Here is an 18,494-nt window from a genome sequence, read left to right as displayed (position 1 = left end):
CATGAAATTCGACACGGCCTACAGCCTGAGTCTCGATGACAAATTGTCGATCTACGATGTTCGAGACCTGAATTTCGACGAAACCGCCGATTTCGATTCCGACAAGGACAGCTTCCTCTGCCCCAACGATGCCTGCCGCGCCGTGTTCGATGCGGACAATGTGTTGAGTACGTTCAACGCCAAGAACGTCAACTACCTGCGCACGCCGCACTTCAAGAACAAACCCGGCACCCGGCATATCGACGGCTGCCGCTATGCCAGCAGCCAAAAGACCGCGACCGGTGAAAATGACGACGAGCGCGAGGACAATTTCCCATCGGAATTTGTACTGACACGCCGTCAGTACGAACGTAAAACGCCTGTTGTCGGCATCGATGAAAGCGTCCCACAAGAGCCAACGAAAGCGCCTTCAAACCGTTTTACGACATCCCACAACGACGGCGACACAACCCCGGACAAAACCAGCGTGTTCGCCCACCCGGTGGAGTGCTATGTATCGAACATTGATGACAAGGACAAGCTCAAAGCCATGCCCTTGAAGATCGGTGAGCACACGGCGACCTACTGGGCGTTTTTCAAGAAGATCGAATACCTGCAAGACAACAAGGGCTTGATCTACTGGGGCAAGATCAAGGAAATCAAAGACTACACCAGCAGCTTTCGCATCGATTTCGAAAAGAAGGTGTGGCTCGACAAGAAGCCATACTCGGTCAACGTCTACCTGAGCAAAAAACTCATCGAGAACTATCGCAAGCGCAGCGCATTCCTGGAGCAGATCAAGGCGGCGGCCAGCAGCGAACGGCCGCTGTATTGCTTCTTCTACGGGGTTACGCCGCAACTCAAGCAGGTGCCCAGCAAGAAAAACCCCGAGCAAACGTTCGGGGTATTCAGCGCGAATATCGAGAACCTGGATCACTTGATCATCCGGGAAGCGCCAGGAATGGAGTGAAGGGGGGCTGAAACGCCCGCGAAATAATCCAGATGATGAGCGGTATAAACAACTGTACAAAAACACAGTATAGTTGCGCTTCAACCGTCGAACCTGGAGAACCCCCATGTCCTCTCTGGCAATGAGCTCTTTCGTAGAACAGCAGATCGTGCTGCATCAATTCACCGCCAAACACTGCGCGCAGGCGCGCGTCATGCTGGGCTGGAGCCGCGAAGAACTGGCTCGCCAGGCTGGCGTGGCGGTGGAGGCGATTCAACAATTGGAAGGCCACGGCGACATCGACGATCAAACCCGTTTGATCCTGGCGTTTCGCCTCGAGGCTGAAGGGCTGGTATTTTTCCCGGGGTTCGCGCCGGGATGGGGCATGACTGCGCGCCGGTTTGACACACCCACAGCCGAACCCACATCCCAAGGCCTCATGTCTCGGTTGCTGGGCACAACAACGGCAACAATTGACTCAGCAACGCCTCAACCGAATGGTGCGTAGAGTCGAGCCGCAGCACCGGGCAACGCAATGGTTTCAACCAGGTTTCGTGCCGGCGCAGGCTACGTAGGCTGTGATTGCCAGCATCGTAACGCGCCGCCCAGGCGAGGAATGCGACGCTGTTTTGGTGACGGCTGCCACCTTCCAGTATCTGCTCGCCGTAGCGCTCCACCTCCCGCAAGCGCAGGCGGTGCAGGCGCACTTCGGGGTCCAGGCGCAGGAACACTACGTGGGTGAACTGCGGGATCATGGCGTCGCCCCAGCCGCACAAAGAGCCAGAGAGCACCCAGCTTTCATGGCCGACAGTGTGTTCCTGCAGTAGCCGAATGCGTTCGTCCCGGGGTCGGGCGATGGTGAAGGGTTCCGGGGTTTGCTGCCAGTAATAGAAATCCGAGTCGAAATAGGCAATGTTCAAATGTTCAGCCAGGGCCTTGCCCAAGGTAGTAGTGCCGGCTCCCGCAGCGCCGAGGATGTGGATTCTGTAACTGTCCATGGCTTTCCCCCCTGGCATGGAGTGTAGCCCCTGGCCGCGTCATGCCTGCGATGGCGAGACGGAGAAATTGAAGTTACCCCTTAGGCGACCTCTGCGGGCATCAGCCAGCAGAGGTTGATTCAAACTCACGCGTCAGTGGCGGGGACCTCAACGGTTTTATCTGCGCCTATCGGGGCCGGCGTGAAGGGAGCCCCTGGCAGAAAAGCCGGTTTCTGGATCGCTTGCGAGGCTAGCTCATAACCATAGGCGACTGAGAGCAAGGTGGCTTCGCTGTTGCCCGAACCATAAAAGTAGAGTGCGGTCGGCATGCCTTCATCATCCATTCCAGACGGAACCGACAGGCCTGGATAGCCGGCTGCCGCACTGAAGAAATAATTATGGGATAGGAAGTTCGACACCATGGCGTCGAGTTTGTGTTCCTTTATTGGATCGTCGACGGTTTTCTGAAAGATGGGAAGGATCTCCTCCCACACTTGTCGCGCTGTTCCGAAGTCGTTTCCAGGCTGTTGATCAGCTCCAACAGCTTCTGGTCAGGCTCACCGGGCTGCTGGTTGCGCTTGATAAAAGCAATCAGCTCCGAAAGTGATTTGACCGGCAAACCTTCTCGCCCAGCCAGGTAGTCTTCCAGTTGTTGCTTGACCTCTGCGAACAGCACTTCGGTGTAACGCTCGTAGGTCTCATCAGCGACACCCTCCTCCAACGGCCTCACCGGCACCAGGATCGCACCTTGGTCCTTCAACACATCGAGCGCCTTTTCGTAATGCTTGCGATCTGCGCGTTTGGCCGGGTCCTTGGCCGCCTCCTCGGACAATTCAGGCAAAGGCGTGTAGCCAATTCGCTTACCTTTCAGGGCGTCGGCATGCAGGCCATCGGTATAGGCATTGGTTCCGGTCATTGCGTTGAGCGCTTCCGCCGCATCACAGACATTACGGGTGAAAGTACCAATCGCATCCAGGCGCGTACTGGTCATGACGCCCTCGGTACTGAGCAGGCCTACCGTGGTTTTCAGACCAAAAACGCCGTTGTAGGCTGCTGGGCTGATAATCGACCCGTTGGTTTCCAACCCCAAGGCCAAAGGCACATGCCCTTGGGCAACAGCGACTGCTGAACCCGAACTAGAGCCCGCCACCTGCCCTCCCAGGCGATGCGGGTTCAGCGTCTGGCCGCCGCGGGAACTCCACCCATCAGCCGGTGATTCAGAGCGAAAGTTGGACAACTCGCTCATATTGGTTTTACCCACAATCACCACCCCGGCCTTCAACAAATTGTCGACAACCTTGGCGTTTCTAGTTGCGGGCGCTCCAACCAAGGCCTTCGAGCCTGCGCTGGTCTGCATACGATCATTGGTTTCAAATACATCCTTGAGCGCTATCGGTACGCCGTGCAAATGCCCGCGCACGTGGCCGTTGGCACGCTCCTGATCACGCGCCTTCGCCTCACGGAGGGCATCCGGGTTTGTTTCCAAAAACGCGTTGCCGCCCTGTAGCCCACGATCAATGCTGGCTATTTGCTTGAGCGAATCCTTCAACAGCGACTGCGCGGTGACACCGCTTCCCTGGGCCATTTCCACTGACATTTGACAGGCGCTCTTAAAGCCTTGCGGTGGGTTTGAAAGCTCCTGGAACAAGTCTGTCCCCCATCCGCCTGCCGACACGGGTCCGATCATGAAGTGCCTCTCTACGTGACTGAGTGTGAGGGTTATCGGTCGATAACCCCACACCAGTCTAAGAAGCGCCGCCTGCGCACTATTTCAGGCGAATCCTGCCACGCCGTCCTATCATTCCCCGCCTGGCGTAGGCTCCGATACAACCTTTGGCCGTAGGTGGCGGTAAGCGCGCAACAGGGCCGTCAAGCGATCACCCGCCCAACGGGCGCCGTAAAACCAGACTTTCGATCCATCCTCCAGCGTTTCACAGACACTGGGATACCCGCTTCTGCACGCGTTATGAAACCCGGCATTCGGATCGTCTGATACCAAGGCATCAAGGCGAAGGCCAGCCACCAGCTCGTCAATTTCGTGACCCGCCTGGCCGCTGTCGCTGTCACGCTGCACGTCTACCGCCACCCATTGCGCACCGGCCTGGCGCAAGGTGTCGAAGACTCGGCGCAAGGCTGCACTGTGTTCGACGAGCTCAGCCTGCTTGCCCTGCACATACCGTTCGGCGTAGCCGAGACGATACCCCGCCAGCTCCAGTGAAGCGGTGAATGTGGTGTTATTCAATACCAGGGGAACCTCCACCATCACCGGTTCGGTAGGGTCTATGCCACTGATGGCGATAAGGGATAGCGCGGGGTCACGCACCGGGTTTATCTGGGGGGCCAGGGCGTTATACCCTGGCACGGGTGCAGCGCCCGTGCGTTGCCCGGCACCAAAAACGATAGAAACCGGAGCGGCGTTGAACAATGGGGCAGGAACGTCGGCAGCGTTGACGGGCCCGAGTGAAGGCTGGCCGATGGCGCAAGGCAAACCCATCTTCCAAAGTTTCTTACAATGGCTATCCATCGAAATATCTTCCCCGAAATAATTCCCGGAGATCATCGCACTCTCGTCTGACGTTTGTCGCAGGGCTGAAATCCTCTGAAAAGCTCTTTTCCTTAATCCACTTGGCTCAGCCTGGTGCCCGCTCCTGCACAAGTTGAGGCTCCACCTCCAACCACCAGGCATGCCCGCGCTCGGGCAGGCTCAAGCGGAACGCCTGCCCCATCGCCGGGGTGGTGATCGATACGTTGCGTTCCCAGGCCAGGGCCATGATGCGGTCGAAGGGTTCGTGCCAAGCGTGGAATGCCAGGTCGAAGGTGCCGTTGTGGATCGGCAGCAGCCAGCGCCCCTTGAGGTCGATATGCGCCTGCAGCGTTTGCTCCGGCTGCATGTGTACGTGGGGCCAATCGACGTTGTAAGCGCCAGTTTCCATCAGGGTCAGGTCAAACGGACCGTATTGCTCGCCGATGCGTTTGAAACCGTCGAAATAGCCGGTGTCGCCACTGAAAAAAATTCGGCGCGCATCGTCGATCATTACCCAGGAGCACCACAGTGTCTGGTTGCTATCAAACAAGCCACGTCCGGAAAAGTGCTGCGCCGGGGTGGCGATAAAACGAATGCCGTCCACCTCGGTGCCCTGCCACCAATCCAGCTGGCAGACTTTGCTGGCGTCTACTCCCCATTTGATCAGCGTGTCGCCGACGCCCAGGGGTGCCAGGAAGTAGTTTGTCTTGTCGGCCAATTGGACCACCGCCTTATGGTCGAGATGGTCGTAATGGTTGTGGGAAAGAATAACCGCCTCCAGGGGTGGCAACTCTTCAAGGCTGATGGGCGGTTGGTGGAAACGCTTGGGGCCGGCCCAACTGAATGGCGAGGCACGCTCGGCGAATACCGGGTCGGTGACCCAGAATTTACCGCGCATTTTCAGCAGTACGGTCGAATGCCCGAGGCGGTACACACTGTGATCGGGTGCGGCCAACAACTGTTCACGGGTCAGGGGCTGCACCGGAATCTGCCCCACCGGCCGTGTAGTGCGCGGCTTGTTGAACAGCATGTTCCAGAAAATACGCAGGGTCTTGCCCAAGCCGCCGTGCTGCACCGGGGCGTCATTGCTGAAATGCTCCTGGCCCTGCGCGACAGGCTTGAGCGCCACAGGCGCAGGGTTCAGACGGTTTGAAATCGTGGCCATTACAGAGTGACTCCTACGGTCCGCTCAAAAATTACACTGCACAGTGTAGTTTCTAGATTGCAACAAAAGCCGGAGCAAGTAAACTGCCGAGTGTAATTTCCATTTTGAGTCGAATGCTATCCATGACTGCCCCCAAGCGCCTCACCGAGCGTAAACGCGAAGCCATCGTGGCTGCGGCGATCGCCGAATTTCGCGAGAACGGCTTCGAGGTCACCAGCATGGACAAAATCGCCGCCACTGCCGGTGTTTCCAAGCGCACGGTGTACAACCACTTCCCCAGCAAGGAAGAGCTGTTCGCCGAGATCCTCCACCAGCTATGGGCCAGCAGTGTTGCGCAACTGGACGTGAACTACGCCTGCGACCGTCCTTTGCGCGATCAACTGCGCAGGTTGCTGGAAGCGAAAATGAAGATGATGTCGGACACCAACTTCCTCGACCTGGCACGTGTGGCTATCGCTGCCACCATCCATTCGCCGGACCGCGCGCAAGATATGGTCAACCGCCTGAGCGCACGGGAGGAAGGCTTTACCCAATGGGTACGCGCCGCCCAGGAAGACGGCCGCCTCACCTGTACCGATCCGGCTTTCGCTGCCCACCAGATCCAGAGCCTGCTCAAGGCTTTCGCATTCTGGCCGCAGATAACCCTCGGCCAGCCCACCCTTGACGCTGCCGCCCAAGCCGGTGTCATCGAGTCGGCCATCGACCTGTTCCTCGCCGGCTACGAAGTCAGCGCGCCGCGTGCGCACTAAGTCCTGTTGCCTGGGCGACATTGCAAGTCGTATTTGGCGCATTCACCCGCTGTTTTGCGCAAATGGCCTAGAAGGACACTGATTATTCCCACAGGAATAATCGACAATCGCTCGCATTTGTCGATCAGCGGTTCCGCCCGCTGACGCACGCGACCGTACCCGCACAAAACAGCTGACCCAGGACACTATGGAAAACAGACGAGGCAAAGGGCTTTCATTTGCCAGGCGTATCTACAAGCCAAGGATTATCGGCCTTGGCATCGGCAGCATCAGCGTGGTTGGCGCGTTGTACCCCTTGTCCATGCCCGCTTGGGTCTGGGCGTTGCTGTTGTTCAATGGCTTGGCCTGGGCGCATGTGGCGCACCAGCTCTCAACTCGCTCGCCGTTCCCCTACCAGGCCGAGCAACGCAACCTGTTGTATGACTCGTTGGCCGGCGGTTTCTGGGCGGCTGCCACCCAGTTCTCACCACTGACGACCGTCACCATTCTGTCGATGATGGCCATGAACAATGTCGCCGCCGGCGGCAAACGCCTGTTCCTGCTCGGGCTGCCGGCGCAGGCGGCCGGTATCGCGGTGGCTTGGGGCCTGTTCGGGATCAAGTTCGACCCCAGTGTCAGCCTCATCGAGGTCTACACCTGTTTGCCGATGCTGACGCTCTACCCGATGGCCATCGGCATGGTCTGCTATCAGCTGGCGATTAAACTGTCGGACCATAAACGCGCCCTCAGCGCCCTGAGCCGCATCGATAGCCTTACCGGCCTGCTCAACCATGGTTCGTGGAAAGACCTGCTCAATCTCAAGTTCCATAAATGCCAGCAGCAACAAGGCCAGGCGACCATCGCCTTGATCGATATCGATCACTTCAAAAACATCAATGACATCCACGGCCACACCGTCGGAGATACGGTACTGCGCCAGTTGAGCCACGAGCTGCGCCAACGCCTGCGGGAAGACGACCTGGCTGGTCGCTATGGAGGCGATGAGTTCTGTGTGATCCTTCCGAGGATGCCGCTGGAAGAAGCGGCGCAAGTCATGGAGCGGCTCCGCGAAACTTTCGGTAACTATCGGCATCCGCAAATCCCTGAGCTGCGCGTCAGCCTGAGCATTGGCCTGGCGGATTTCCATCCCTCTTTCAACGATGCGGTCGCGTGGCTCAACGCCGCGGATCTCGCGCTGTATGCCGCCAAGGACAGCGGCCGCGACCGCGTCAAGACCAGCGACTGGATAGCCGCCTCTCCAGCCTGAGTTGTCCGATAACACCTCGTCCGAATCCAACGCCGCCCACCTGCCGCAATAGCATAATGCCGCCATTGGTCGCCTGCCCAATAATGGTCCTGCCCAACGGGCGAACTTCTTGGCAGGCTGATTACTCTGAAACCGTTGTTCCACCCCCTCTGTCAGCACCAGGAAGCTGGCAATGAGCAAGTCAACCGTACGGCCAGGAGCCCTACGGGGTCAGGCGCAAATACATGGATACCGCATATGCTTGCATGCCCGAGCCTCTAACATGCTATTCAACGCCCACAAGAAAACCATCAATGCCCTGCAACACCGTATCGCCCAACAAGCCAGCCTGCTGGATGCGATCGAACGCTCCATGGCCGTCATCGAATTCGACCTGCAAGGCAACGTGCTGCGGGCCAATGACAACTTCCTCAAGACCATGGGTTATCGCGCCGAACAGATCCTGGGCCAGCCCCACCGGATGTTCTGCCCCCCCGCATTCGCCCGCAGCGCCGAGTACAACCAGCTGTGGACGCACTTGCGCAACGGCCAATTCCAGTCAGCCACCTTCGAGCGGGTGGGCGCCAATGGCGCATCGGTGTGGCTGGAAGCCAGCTACAACCCGGTGCGGGATGAAGCCGGTCGCGTGATTAAAGTGGTGAAGTACGCCATGGATGTCACCCCACGCCTGCAGGCCGAAAGTGAGGCCAACGCCAAGCTTGCAGCTATCGACCGCGCCATGGCAATGATCGAATTCAACCTCGACGGCACCATCATCAGCGCCAACGCGAATTTCCTGCAGCGCATGGGCTACAGCCTGGCGCAGATCCAGGGCAAGCATCACCGCCTGTTCTGCAAACCGGAGTTGGCCAACGGTGCCGCCTACAGCGAGTTCTGGAAACGCCTGAATCAGGGCGAGCTGTTCAACGGCCAGTTCGAGCGGGTGGATAAAAACGGCCAGGTGGTGTGGCTCGAAGCCAGCTACAACCCGGTGTACGACGCCAGCGGGCGCCTGTGCAAAGTGGTGAAGTTCGCCTCGGACGTTACCGCCCGCGTGCAACAACATGCCACCGACGCACAGAGCGCGGCACAGGCTTATCACCTGTCCTTGAACACCCAGGAGATGGCCGAAAAAGGCGCCGAGGTGATTCAGAAAACAGCCAGTGGCATGCGCGACATTGCCCAGGATATCGATACCTCTTCGCAGCTGATCGCCAAACTCGGCGAGCGTTCGCAAGAGATCACCACCATCGTCAATACCATCCGCGGCATCGCCGACCAGACCAACCTGCTGGCGCTCAACGCCGCCATTGAAGCCGCCCGCGCTGGCGAGCAGGGCCGTGGCTTTGCCGTGGTCGCCGATGAAGTGCGGCAATTGGCGGCGCGCACCAGCGGCTCCACTGCGCAGATTTCCGGGATGATCGCCATGATCCAGGATGAAACCCGCCAAGCCATCGACAGCATGGACGCCACTCGCGACCGCGCGGCTCAGGGCGTAGACCTGGCCAACCAGGCGGGCACGGTGATCCTGCAGATTCGCGAGGGCACCGGCGAAGCGGTGCAGGCGGTGAGCGCCTTTGCCAATGAGCGGGGCAATCGCTGACCGGTTATTCATGTGCGCGCCTGGGAGCTCGGTCTATAGTGTTGGCTGTCTTTACGCCAAGGATCCGAGCTCGCCATGACCCCAGACAAGCCAGACGCCACCCCCACTGACCACCTGCGTTTCCACCGAGGTCACGCGCACCTGGCACCGACCTTCGGCAACGACACTTTTGCCCTCAAGGCTGAGGCCTTTGCGCGCTTCTTTGGCACGCCGACCTTCCTCGGGGCACAAACCGCGATCGTGGTGTTGTGGGTGGTGCTGAACATAACCGGCGTTACTCACTTTGACGTCTACCCCTTCATCCTGCTCAACCTGGCCTTCAGCCTGCAATCGGCCTACGCCGCGCCGCTGATCCTGCTCGCCCAGACACGCCAGGCCGCCCGGGACAAAGCCCAATCCGACGCCGACGCGCAACACCGTGAAGCCCTCGCCACCGCCAATACCGAACGTCAGGCCCAGGCAGCACAAACCACCAAACAGCTGATGGAATTGTTGGAGCAGAACACCCGGTTGACGGAAATGACCAAGCAACTGACCGAGCGCATCGAAACCCTGACGTGTGAAATGCATGAACAGTTTGTGCGTAAAGCCTAAGGTCGCAACCCGCGCACATGCCGCCCCAGCTCATCAAACAGCGTCACCACCGAACGCAACGCCCGGCAATCAGGGCGCGTCAACAGCCACAGCGAGGTGTCGTGCCCCGCCAACGCAGGGCCCAGTGGTTGCAAGCCATCGCCCATTAGAAAATCCGGCAACGCCGCCACGCCCAGCCCGGCACGCACCAGTTCAGTCACCGACTGCATGCTGTTGCAGCGGTAACTGGGGCGCACGCCCGGCAAATGCTCACGGCGCCAGGCCACGGTGGGGTGGTCGGGCAAAAAGTCATCCGGTGCGATCCAGGCCAGGTCGGTTAGATCCTGGCCTGCATGCCGACGTGCATAGTCGGCACTGGCACACACTTGGTACGCCACGGTCCCCAGGCAACGTCCGACCAGGTGCTCTGGCGGCTTGCTGGTCAGGCGCAGAGCGATATCCGCATCACGCCGGCTGAGGTTGGCGAAGTCATTGGATGTGCTCAGTTCCAGGGTCAACGCTGGATAGGCCGGCATGAACTGCGCCAGGGCCGGCAGCAGCAAGCCTTGCAATACCGCGTCGGTGCAGGTCAGGCGCACGGTGCCGCTGATTACCTCGCCGCCCTGCTCCACCCCTATGCGCGCAGCCTCCAGTGCGAGTTCTGCCCGTTCGGCCTGTTGCGCCAGGTTGCTCGCCAGGCTGGTGGGCAAGTAACCGGCGCGGCTTTTTTCAAACAGGGTCTGGCCCAGTGCCGCCTCCAGCCGCCGCATCGCCCGGAATACCGTGGACACGTCTACCTTCAATAACGCAGCCGCCCGCGCCAGGGTGCCGCCACGCACCAGGGCAAGGATCAATGACAGGTCGGGGTAGTCGATTTGATAGTGCGTGGCTGCATTGAGCATATGGGCAAACGCCAATATTGATTGCGTGGACGCCAATCTATAGTGCGTATCAGCCCACCACAAGCCAAGGGACGTACACGATGACAACCCCCGCTCTGCACCTCGCCCTGATCGGCGACTACAACCCTGATGTGATCGCCCACCAGGCTATCCCGGTGGCACTGCAGCAGGCCGCCGCCGCACTGGGCCTGAGCGTCCATGTGCAATGGCTCGACACCGACACACTCACCTGCACCTCTGCCCTGCAGGGTTTTGACGGTTTCTGGTGCGTACCCGCCAGCCCCTATCGCGACACCGAGGGCGCACTACGGGCGATCCGTTTTGCCCGCGAGCAAAAACGCCCTTTCCTCGGCACTTGCGGTGGCTTTCAACATGCCGTGCTGGAATATGCCCGCAACGTACTTGGCTGGGCAGATGCCGAGCATGGCGAGCTGGCTCCGGACGCTGAACGCGCCGTCATTACGCCACTGAGCTGCACACTGGTAGAGGTGAACGACACAGTGCGCCTGGCCCCTTACACGCGCATTGCCCAAGCCTACGCCAGCGTGGACATCGACGAAGGTTATCGATGCCGCTACGGCATCAACCCAACGTTTGCCGACGCACTGCTGGAAGGCGACCTGATTCCCAGCGCTCATGATTCGGCGGGCGACCTGCGCGCTGTGGAATTGCTCGACCATCCGTTCTTCGTCGCCACCTTGTTCCAGCCCGAACGCGCCGCGCTGAAGGGCGTCACCCCGCCGTTGGCGCTGGCCCTGCTGAAGGCTTGCCGAGGGGCATCGGTATGATCGCCAAGACACCCGCCCCGCCTTATTACGCGGTGATTTTCAGCTCACTGCGTACCGAAGGCGACCTGGGCTATGGCGAAGCCGCCGCACGCATGCTGGAACTGGCACAGCAACAACCGGGTTTTCTCGGCGTGGAGTCGGCGCGGGAAGAGGGGTTGGGCATCACCGTGTCCTACTGGGCCAGCGAGGCGGCGATCCAGGCGTGGAAACAACAGGCCGAACATCGACAGGTACGTGAGCAAGGACGCGCCACCTGGTACACAGCGTTTCATACACGGGTGTGCAAGGTGGAGCGGGCCTACTCATTCTCAAATTGAGAGGTTTCCATCCGGTAAAAGCGCCCGGGCAGTTTGACCGGTCAGCTCACCAAACTGCGCAACGCACTGATCTGCGGGATCTCCACCCGACGCATGTACACCCGCAACGGTTCGGTGATGTTGATGCGGTCATCGATATTCTGGTCCAGCAGCAACTGTAGGCGTTCACGGCACAGGGTCATGGTGTGGTCGGCGGCGGGCAGCCAGACGAATTCGGCGGTGGGAATAATGCCGTCATCGGCCACGTCCATGCCGAAGGCATCTTCGCTGAAACGCACGATGTACTGGCCAGTCTTGCGATTGAGGCCGACAAAGCCATGGAGTTGGTCGGCGGCCTGGCAGATAAGCTCGGAAGTGATGCGCATGGTAAACCTCACTGAAAAGTCCCACAGGGACTGGAAAGATGGTTTACACGCGTGGCAAAAAATACCGTCCTCTAATGGGGCAGCTACGGCCAAGAATACTGCAATGCCCCTAAAAAAAACCGACAAAATTGGACTGCGCGCACGTTAATGTCGGTTTGGTGATAGCGCCTTTCGCAATCAATTGTTAAAAAGGACGTCTTCTCAAAGTTACCTCCACGAAAGGACTTCGCATATGCCTGTCACGTTTACCAAGAGCGCCTTGCTGCTGGCGTTGATGCTCGGCCTCGACCAGGCTCAGGCTGCCGACCCAGTCAGCCCGGCTGAATTGGCGACAAACGAAGGCATTCCCTACCCTGCCGTAATCGCTCACCGTGGCGCTTCCTACGACGCGCCGGAGTCCACCGCCGCCGCCTACAAAGTTGCACGCGACCTGGGCGCCGACTATTTGGAACTGGACCTGCAACGCAGCAAGGACGGCGTGCTGTTTGCCCTGCACGACAACAACCTGCAGCGCACCACCGACGTGGCCACCAAGTTCCCCGAGCGCAAAGATGCGCCAGCCAACGAATTCACCTGGAAAGAACTGCAAAGCCTCGACGCCGGCAGCTGGTTCAACGCGGCCTACCCGGACCGCGCCCGCCCAGGCTTCGTCGGCCTGAAAATCCTCAGCCTGGACGACATCATCAAGATCGCCGAAGGCAACCCCTCGCACAAACCCGGCCTGTACATCGAGACCAAGGAGCCCAAGCAATTCCCGGGTATCGAAGCCGACCTGAAAAACAAGCTGCTGGACAAGGGCTGGCTGAGCTCCGCCGGTTCCAAGCTGGGCAAGAGCAACACCGGTGTCGGCCAGGGCAAGGGCCGTGTCGTGCTGCAAACCTTCGAGGTAGCCAGCCTCAAGGAGCTGCAGAAGGAAATGCCGAACACGCCGAAAATCCTGCTGTTGTGGGTCGGCGAAGGCAGCATCGAACCCAAGTCCAAAGTGACCTTCGCCGAATCCGGCGAACCGACCAAGGCCGCCTACTACGCCAAGCAAGAGCCGAAGGATGCCGCCGAGTTCGAAAAATGGGTCGACCAAGCCAAGAGCCTGGGCGCCATCGGCACCGGCCCGTCGGCTGAGCTGACCGACCACGGCGACCAGAGCTATACCGACCTGGTCAAACCTGAAATGAACAAGCTGACCCACGACAAGGGCCTGCTGGTGCATGTGTACACCGTGGATGAGCCGGTGGACTTCGAAAAAGTGATGAAGGCTGGCGTCGACGGTATTTTTACCAACCGCGCCGCCGAACTGTTGAAGTTCTACAAGCGCTGGCCGTCGTCCAGCGTGCAGGACCTGCTCAACGACCATAAGTACTGAGTGAAGCCCGAATGGTCAGGCCGCCTGTGGTTGGGGCGTGACCACGGGCTGGTGCTCGGCGAGCTGGGGCGCACCGCGCCCCATGCACACTACGCACACCAATTGATGTTCTGCCCCGGCGCACCGATCACGGTCAGCCTTGATGGTCATGTCACCACGGCCCATCGCCTGTTTATTCCTTCGCGTCACAACCACGCCATCCTTGAGACAGAGGGTGAGGTGTGGGCGTTGTATGCCGAGCCCATGATCTTTGACATCCAGCCATTGCAGCAACTGCTGGCAGACGGCGATTTATCCCCGCAGGCCCTGCTCAGGCTGCCCCGACGACGCCTTGACGACCCACGTATCGAACGCGCACTGGCCGCCCTTGATCAGCATCTGGTCGGCAAGGTATCGGCCCAGGCGTTGGCCGCAGCGGCGCATCTGTCATTGAGCCAACTGGAGCGTCTGTTCAATGATCGACTGGGCGTTCCCATACGCCGCCTCGTGTTGTGGCGACGGTTGCGCATTGCCCTGCAACTGGCCCTTGCCGGCAGCACGCTGACTGAGGCAGCCCACGGCGCGGGGTTTGCTGATTCCGCGCATTTTTCGCGGACCATGAAGCACTTGTTCGGGGTGACGGCGGGCGCGTCTTTGCGCCAACTGCAGGTGCAGTTTCTAGTGTAGATCGTCAGGCAGCGGCGGCTCCTTGGCCAGGCGTACCACCAGAAACGGGTCACGCAACTGTGCCGCATAGGCCACGGGGAAATGCGGTCGACTGCCAATGCCCAAGTCCCCCGGCCCTATGCGATAGCCTTTGCGATAAAACGCCGTGCCCAACAGCCAATCCCACAAATTGAAGAACAGGCCGAAATTCACATCCCCTGCGCGGCCGTATTTCATGTGGTGGAACCGATGCACCGGCGCCCAGGCGAATACCCAGCGCAGCGGCCCCAGGCGCATATCCACATTGGAATGTTGCAGCAGCAACTGAATGGCGATGGCCAGGGCCAACAATTGCGCGACCTCCAGTGGGATCCCCAGCAGGATCAGTGGCAGCAGGCCCGCCGTTGCTTCCAGCAACTGGTGCAAAGGATGCTTCATCAAACCATTGAAACCATAAAGCCGCTGCACGCTGTGATGCACCGCGTGCAACCGCCACAGGGGCGCGATGCGGTGGCTGGCGTAATGCATCAAGGTGATCCCGGCATCGGCCAGGAAGATCGCCATCAACAGTTGCTCCCACAGCGGCCAGCCTCGCGGCCATAGCCCCTCGAATGCCAGCAGCACCGTAAGGCCCGGCAGGACCAACAAACCCACAACATTCAAGCTTTCGTTGATCAACGCATGCAACGTATCGCGCCAGCGATCGCCCAGGCTGCGATTCCACTGCGGCTCGTAGGGCAGCCATAGTTCCACCACAAACGACACCGCCACCGCCACCGCGAATATCACCAGTAGCCATCGGGGCTGGTAGAGCCCCCATCCGACAAACCCCAACAAGCATGCAGGCGCATAGAGCCAACTGACTAACCGTTTCATCCGAGTTTCCCTTTTTTGGTGAGGCCTCAGCATGAAATCCTGCATCCGTCCTGGATTGAATAAACTGCGCAACTGTTTGAAATAATTAAGGGTGAGTTAAGTTGCACGGGATAACCTGAGGCCACTTAAACAGCTCAACCCAGAAAGACACACCATGAAAACTCTGACTGCCTTTTTCGCTGCCACTGCCCTGACCTTGACCGCCGGCCTGGCCCAAGCCGATGTTCGTCCGGATCATATCGAAGGCCTGCTCAAGTCCGGTGCGGTGATGCCTTTCGACAAACTCAACGCTGCCGCCGTGGCTAAACACGCCGGTGCCACCATCAACGACACCGAGCTGGACCACAACAACAGCGGCGTGCTGGTGTACGAAGTTGAACTGACCGATACCGCCGGCAAGCAATTTGAAGTGAAGCTCGACGCCAAGACCGGCGCTGTACTGGAAGACAAGCTCGATACTTGAGACCACACTCTATAAAACACACGCGCCACCTTCGGGTGGCGCGTTTTTTTTGCGCAGTAAGAAACCGTCACATAACCGTCATCCCGCCTTGCAATGATTCGCGCCTGAGTGCCTGTGAAACGTCCTACAGGCCCTTTCTCTGCGAGCCGCCATGAACCACAGCATCGACCACGCCCATCAGGATCCCGACCTGTTTGGCCTGCTTTACGGTTTTCGTTTTCGCCCTGGTGAAAAAGGTCTGCAGATTGACTCAGCCGCCGCCCTCGCCGCCTTGCAGCAGCCGCAAGACCCGGAAGAATTCCTGTGGCTGCACCTGAACCTGGCCCACGCCGCCTGCGAGCGCTGGATGCAGGCGCACCTGTCGCTGCCGGAGGAGTTTTTCGAAGCCCTGCATGAAGGCTCGCGCTCCACGCGGATTGAACATGTGGATTCGGCCTTGCTGGCCGTGGTCAACGACGTGGTGTTCAACTTCAGCAGCATGGTCTCGTCGGATATTTCCACGCTGTGGGTGTGTGCCCGCAGCCGCTTGCTGGTCAGTGCGCGCCTGCAACCGTTGCACTCAGTGGATAAATTGCGCTCATCGGTGAAAGCCGGTGAGCACTTTCGCTCGCCCCTGGAACTGCTGGTGCACCTGCTGCGGGACCAAGGCGAAGTGCTGACCCAGATCGTACGCAAGACCAGTATCAGCGTTGACCATATCGAAGATCAGTTGCTGTCTTCGCGCCTATCCACAAACCGCGCCGAACTCGGAGCCGCACGCCGGGTGCTGGTGCGTCTGCAACGCCTGCTGGCGCTGGAGCCGGGCTCGTTGCTGCGCCTGCTCAACCGCCCGCCGCAATGGCTGCAAAAGGAAGACGTGAAGGAGTTGCGCAAATCCACCGAGGAATTTGCGCTGATCATCAACGACCTGACTGCCCTGGGCGAACGCATCAAGCTGTTGCAGGAAGAAATCGCCGCCAACCTCAATGAGCAAAGCAACCGCACGTTGTTCACTCTTACTGTGGTGACGGTGCTGGCGTTGCCGATCAATATCATTGCCGGTTTTTTTGGCATGAACGTGGGGGGTGTGCCGCTGTCCCAAGACCCGGAAGGTTTCTGGATATTGGTTGCGCTGGTCGCGACTTTTACCGTGATTGCCGGGCGCTGGGCGTTCCGAAAGCGCAAAGACTACTGACCTGAAAAAAAATGCGGTCAAAATGTGGGAAGGGGCTTGCTCCCGATAGCGGTGGGTCAGTCAATAATTTATTAACTGACACTCCGCCATCGGGAGCAAGCCCCCTACCACATTGGTTCTTCTGCGTTTGGTAGACCGGCGGTGCACTCGATTTCCGAAAACACTGACCTGCCGCAGCATCGCTGTAATATTTTGCAATGATCATTAAGGCCATCCTCCTCACACTGGATGCTCCGGCATGGCCACCCCTTCCCTGACTGCCTCCCCCCACGCTTCACCCGCCTCCCAACCCCGGTCGGACACAAAACCAGGCTTGTTGACGGTGATCATGTTCTTCGCCGTACTTGCCATGGGTCTATTGTTCACCGCCTACAGCCTGATGCACGACGTGCACGAAATGGGCGCCCAGCTCACCACCTGGACGCCGTTCCTGTTGCTCGGCGTGGCGCTGTTGATCGCATTGGGTTTCGAATTCGTCAACGGTTTCCACGACACCGCCAATGCGGTGGCGACGGTGATCTACACCAACTCGTTGCCGCCGCAGTTTGCGGTGGTGTGGTCGGGATTTTTCAATTTCCTCGGGGTGTTGCTTTCCAGTGGCGCGGTGGCGTTCGGCATCATTGCCCTGCTGCCGGTGGAGCTGATTTTGCAGGTGGGTTCCTCCGCCGGTTTCGCCATGATCTTCGCCTTGCTGATCGCCGCAATCTTGTGGAACCTCGGCACCTGGTGGCTGGGGTTGCCGGCCTCGTCCTCCCACACCCTGATCGGCTCGATCATCGGCGTCGGCGTGGCCAACGCCCTGATGCACGGGCGTGACGGCACCAGCGGTGTGGATTGGAGCCAGGCGATCAAGATCGGCTATGCCTTGCTGTTGTCGCCGTTGATCGGCTTCGCGTTCGCCGCCTTGCTGTTACTGGCCCTGCGCGCCTTCGTGAAAAACCGCGCGCTGTACAAGGCACCCAAAGGCGACACGCCGCCGCCCTGGTGGATTCGCGGCATGCTGATCGCCACCTGCACTGGTGTGTCGTTCGCTCACGGCTCCAACGATGGGCAAAAAGGCATGGGCCTGATCATGCTGATCCTGGTGGGTACTTTGCCGATGGCCTATGCGCTGAACCGCACCATGCCTGCGGACCAGTCGCTGCAGTTCGCGGCAGTTGCGCAAGTGACGCAGGTTGCCTTGGTCAAGGCAGCACCGCAGCCGGCACCGAGCGACTCTCGCGCCACCTTGTCGACCTACGTGCGCACCAAGGAAGCCACGCCGGAACTGGTGCCCGCCCTCGCCGCCATTACCGGCCATATCGGCGAAGAAGTGAAAAGCTATGGCTCCCTCGCCGCCGTACCCGCCGAAGCCGTCGGCAACGTGCGTAACGACATGTACCTGACCAGCGAAACCATTCGCCTGATGGATAAGGGCAAGGTCGGCAACTTCGACGCCGATACCCAAGGCAAGCTGCAACTGTTCAAGCAACAGATCGACAACGCCACGCGCTTTATCCCGCTGTGGGTGAAGATCGCCGTGGCCATTGCCCTGGGCCTGGGCACCATGGTCGGCTGGCGGCGCATCGTGGTAACGGTGGGCGAGAAGATCGGCAAGACCCACCTGACTTACGCCCAGGGCGCGTCGGCCGAGACGGTGGCGATGCTGACCATCGGCGCGGCGGATATGTTCGGGCTGCCGGTGTCGACCACCCATGTGCTGTCCTCGGGGGTGGCCGGGACCATGGTGGCCAACGGCGGGGGTTTGCAGATGAAGACCATCCGCAATTTGCTGATGGCGTGGGTGCTGACATTGCCGGCGGCGATTTTACTGTCGGGTAGCCTGTACTGGCTGTTCACCCAGCTGTTCTGACACACAGA

General features: G+C 59.6%; 19 protein-coding genes and 1 pseudogene. 13 read left to right on the top strand and 7 right to left on the bottom strand.

Translation table 11 applies throughout. The features are described 5' to 3' along the window. The first annotated feature begins 1 nt into the window (after position 1). Together BLU48_RS02320 and BLU48_RS02315 are read left to right on the top strand one after the other, a co-directional pair. The gene (locus BLU48_RS02320) at positions 2 to 949 is read left to right on the top strand and encodes a hypothetical protein (protein ID WP_057023884.1); all 948 of its coding nucleotides are present in this window, start codon (positions 2 to 4) and stop codon (positions 947 to 949) included. Between the two features lie 106 nt (positions 950 to 1,055). Continuing rightward, positions 1,056 to 1,436: a helix-turn-helix domain-containing protein gene (locus tag BLU48_RS02315; protein WP_082636679.1), complete on the top strand. Its 381-nt coding sequence runs from the start codon at positions 1,056 to 1,058 to the stop codon at positions 1,434 to 1,436. Here BLU48_RS02315 and BLU48_RS02310 read toward each other — a convergent pair. From BLU48_RS02310 to BLU48_RS02295, 4 genes and pseudogenes are all read right to left on the bottom strand, one after another. Beyond that, positions 1,366 to 1,926: an AAA family ATPase gene (locus tag BLU48_RS02310; RefSeq protein WP_057023882.1), complete on the bottom strand. Its 561-nt coding sequence runs from the start codon at positions 1,924 to 1,926 to the stop codon at positions 1,366 to 1,368. The genes BLU48_RS02315 and BLU48_RS02310 overlap by 71 nt on opposite strands. Positions 1,927 to 2,051: 125 nt before the next feature. Next, positions 2,052 to 3,502, bottom strand: a pseudogene (locus BLU48_RS02305) (amidase family protein). Positions 3,503 to 3,703: 201 nt separating this feature from the next. Then, entirely contained in the window at positions 3,704 to 4,399 is a 696-nt protein-coding gene (locus BLU48_RS02300) for a hypothetical protein (protein ID WP_371851107.1), read from the bottom strand. Between the two features lie 136 nt (positions 4,400 to 4,535). Continuing rightward, on the bottom strand, positions 4,536 to 5,594 hold the full coding sequence (locus BLU48_RS02295; RefSeq protein ID WP_057023881.1) for an MBL fold metallo-hydrolase: 1,059 nt from the start codon (positions 5,592 to 5,594) through the stop codon (positions 4,536 to 4,538). Positions 5,595 to 5,716: 122 nt separating this feature from the next. On the opposite strand from BLU48_RS02295, the gene BLU48_RS02290 reads away from it, so the two are divergent. From BLU48_RS02290 to BLU48_RS02275, 4 genes are all read left to right on the top strand, one after another. Then, the gene (locus tag BLU48_RS02290; RefSeq protein WP_057023880.1) at positions 5,717 to 6,343 is read left to right on the top strand and encodes a TetR/AcrR family transcriptional regulator; all 627 of its coding nucleotides are present in this window, start codon (positions 5,717 to 5,719) and stop codon (positions 6,341 to 6,343) included. 187 nt (positions 6,344 to 6,530) lie between these two features. Continuing rightward, entirely contained in the window at positions 6,531 to 7,589 is a 1,059-nt protein-coding gene (locus BLU48_RS02285; protein ID WP_057023879.1) for a diguanylate cyclase, read from the top strand. 262 nt (positions 7,590 to 7,851) lie between these two features. Then, on the top strand, positions 7,852 to 9,171 hold the full coding sequence (locus BLU48_RS02280; protein ID WP_057023878.1) for a methyl-accepting chemotaxis protein: 1,320 nt from the start codon (positions 7,852 to 7,854) through the stop codon (positions 9,169 to 9,171). Positions 9,172 to 9,246: 75 nt separating this feature from the next. After that, complete coding sequence (locus tag BLU48_RS02275) at positions 9,247 to 9,765, top strand: DUF1003 domain-containing protein (protein ID WP_057023877.1); 519 nt, start codon at positions 9,247 to 9,249, stop codon at positions 9,763 to 9,765. Here BLU48_RS02275 and BLU48_RS02270 read toward each other — a convergent pair. Next, positions 9,762 to 10,646, bottom strand: a complete 885-nt coding sequence (locus tag BLU48_RS02270) for a LysR family transcriptional regulator (protein ID WP_057023876.1) — start codon at positions 10,644 to 10,646, stop codon at positions 9,762 to 9,764. The genes BLU48_RS02275 and BLU48_RS02270 overlap by 4 nt on opposite strands. A gap of 80 nt (positions 10,647 to 10,726) precedes the next feature. On the opposite strand from BLU48_RS02270, the gene BLU48_RS02265 reads away from it, so the two are divergent. After that, the gene (locus BLU48_RS02265; RefSeq protein ID WP_057023875.1) at positions 10,727 to 11,434 is read left to right on the top strand and encodes a CTP synthase C-terminal region-related (seleno)protein; all 708 of its coding nucleotides are present in this window, start codon (positions 10,727 to 10,729) and stop codon (positions 11,432 to 11,434) included. Beyond that, a complete protein-coding gene (locus tag BLU48_RS02260) occupies positions 11,431 to 11,751 on the top strand; it encodes an antibiotic biosynthesis monooxygenase family protein (RefSeq protein ID WP_057023874.1) in 321 nt (106 codons plus the stop codon). The genes BLU48_RS02265 and BLU48_RS02260 overlap by 4 nt, the downstream gene beginning before the upstream one ends. Positions 11,752 to 11,792: 41 nt before the next feature. Here the strand turns inward: BLU48_RS02260 and BLU48_RS02255 are convergent, their stop codons facing one another. Continuing rightward, the gene (locus BLU48_RS02255) at positions 11,793 to 12,116 is read right to left on the bottom strand and encodes a DUF2025 family protein (RefSeq protein WP_034115661.1); all 324 of its coding nucleotides are present in this window, start codon (positions 12,114 to 12,116) and stop codon (positions 11,793 to 11,795) included. 232 nt (positions 12,117 to 12,348) lie between these two features. On the opposite strand from BLU48_RS02255, the gene BLU48_RS02250 reads away from it, so the two are divergent. Both BLU48_RS02250 and BLU48_RS02245 read left to right on the top strand, forming a co-directional pair. Then, on the top strand, positions 12,349 to 13,476 hold the full coding sequence (locus tag BLU48_RS02250) for a glycerophosphodiester phosphodiesterase (RefSeq protein ID WP_057023873.1): 1,128 nt from the start codon (positions 12,349 to 12,351) through the stop codon (positions 13,474 to 13,476). Beyond that, a complete protein-coding gene (locus tag BLU48_RS02245; RefSeq protein WP_057023872.1) occupies positions 13,477 to 14,142 on the top strand; it encodes a helix-turn-helix domain-containing protein in 666 nt (221 codons plus the stop codon). On the opposite strand, the gene BLU48_RS02240 is transcribed toward BLU48_RS02245, so the two are convergent. Continuing rightward, on the bottom strand, positions 14,134 to 14,997 hold the full coding sequence (locus BLU48_RS02240) for a sterol desaturase family protein (protein WP_057023871.1): 864 nt from the start codon (positions 14,995 to 14,997) through the stop codon (positions 14,134 to 14,136). The genes BLU48_RS02245 and BLU48_RS02240 overlap by 9 nt on opposite strands. A 154-nt stretch (positions 14,998 to 15,151) precedes the next feature. Between BLU48_RS02240 and BLU48_RS02235 the strand changes: the two genes are divergently transcribed. The 3 genes from BLU48_RS02235 to BLU48_RS02225 all read left to right on the top strand — a co-directional run bounded on the left by BLU48_RS02235 (position 15,152) and on the right by BLU48_RS02225 (position 18,486). Next, on the top strand, positions 15,152 to 15,460 hold the full coding sequence (locus tag BLU48_RS02235; protein ID WP_046069216.1) for a PepSY domain-containing protein: 309 nt from the start codon (positions 15,152 to 15,154) through the stop codon (positions 15,458 to 15,460). 151 nt (positions 15,461 to 15,611) lie between these two features. Further along, positions 15,612 to 16,634, top strand: coding sequence for a transporter (locus BLU48_RS02230; RefSeq protein ID WP_057023870.1), 1,023 nt, complete (start codon positions 15,612 to 15,614; stop codon positions 16,632 to 16,634). A 238-nt stretch (positions 16,635 to 16,872) separates the two neighbouring features. After that, positions 16,873 to 18,486, top strand: coding sequence for an inorganic phosphate transporter (locus tag BLU48_RS02225; RefSeq protein ID WP_057023869.1), 1,614 nt, complete (start codon positions 16,873 to 16,875; stop codon positions 18,484 to 18,486). The last annotated feature ends 8 nt before the right edge of the window (positions 18,487 to 18,494 follow it).

Source organism: Pseudomonas synxantha (assembly GCF_900105675.1).
GTDB lineage: Bacteria > Pseudomonadota > Gammaproteobacteria > Pseudomonadales > Pseudomonadaceae > Aquipseudomonas > Aquipseudomonas synxantha.
Note: the sequence above shows the minus strand (reverse complement) of the source record. Positions and strands in the feature narration are given on the sequence as shown.

Coding starts and splice junctions, on each gene's coding strand:
- BLU48_RS02255 (WP_034115661.1), bottom strand. CDS start 12,116: ATGCGCATCACTTCCGAGCTTATCTGCCAGGCCGCCGACCAACTCCAT.
- BLU48_RS02265 (WP_057023875.1), top strand. CDS start 10,727: ATGACAACCCCCGCTCTGCACCTCGCCCTGATCGGCGACTACAACCCT.
- BLU48_RS02290 (WP_057023880.1), top strand. CDS start 5,717: ATGACTGCCCCCAAGCGCCTCACCGAGCGTAAACGCGAAGCCATCGTG.
- BLU48_RS02315 (WP_082636679.1), top strand. CDS start 1,056: ATGTCCTCTCTGGCAATGAGCTCTTTCGTAGAACAGCAGATCGTGCTG.
- BLU48_RS02250 (WP_057023873.1), top strand. CDS start 12,349: ATGCCTGTCACGTTTACCAAGAGCGCCTTGCTGCTGGCGTTGATGCTC.
- BLU48_RS02320 (WP_057023884.1), top strand. CDS start 2: ATGAAATTCGACACGGCCTACAGCCTGAGTCTCGATGACAAATTGTCG.
- BLU48_RS02230 (WP_057023870.1), top strand. CDS start 15,612: ATGAACCACAGCATCGACCACGCCCATCAGGATCCCGACCTGTTTGGC.
- BLU48_RS02280 (WP_057023878.1), top strand. CDS start 7,852: ATGCTATTCAACGCCCACAAGAAAACCATCAATGCCCTGCAACACCGT.
- BLU48_RS02275 (WP_057023877.1), top strand. CDS start 9,247: ATGACCCCAGACAAGCCAGACGCCACCCCCACTGACCACCTGCGTTTC.
- BLU48_RS02225 (WP_057023869.1), top strand. CDS start 16,873: ATGGCCACCCCTTCCCTGACTGCCTCCCCCCACGCTTCACCCGCCTCC.
- BLU48_RS02310 (WP_057023882.1), bottom strand. CDS start 1,926: ATGGACAGTTACAGAATCCACATCCTCGGCGCTGCGGGAGCCGGCACT.
- BLU48_RS02270 (WP_057023876.1), bottom strand. CDS start 10,646: ATGCTCAATGCAGCCACGCACTATCAAATCGACTACCCCGACCTGTCA.
- BLU48_RS02295 (WP_057023881.1), bottom strand. CDS start 5,594: ATGGCCACGATTTCAAACCGTCTGAACCCTGCGCCTGTGGCGCTCAAG.
- BLU48_RS02240 (WP_057023871.1), bottom strand. CDS start 14,997: ATGAAACGGTTAGTCAGTTGGCTCTATGCGCCTGCATGCTTGTTGGGG.
- BLU48_RS02285 (WP_057023879.1), top strand. CDS start 6,531: ATGGAAAACAGACGAGGCAAAGGGCTTTCATTTGCCAGGCGTATCTAC.
- BLU48_RS02260 (WP_057023874.1), top strand. CDS start 11,431: ATGATCGCCAAGACACCCGCCCCGCCTTATTACGCGGTGATTTTCAGC.
- BLU48_RS02235 (WP_046069216.1), top strand. CDS start 15,152: ATGAAAACTCTGACTGCCTTTTTCGCTGCCACTGCCCTGACCTTGACC.
- BLU48_RS02300 (WP_371851107.1), bottom strand. CDS start 4,399: ATGGGTTTGCCTTGCGCCATCGGCCAGCCTTCACTCGGGCCCGTCAAC.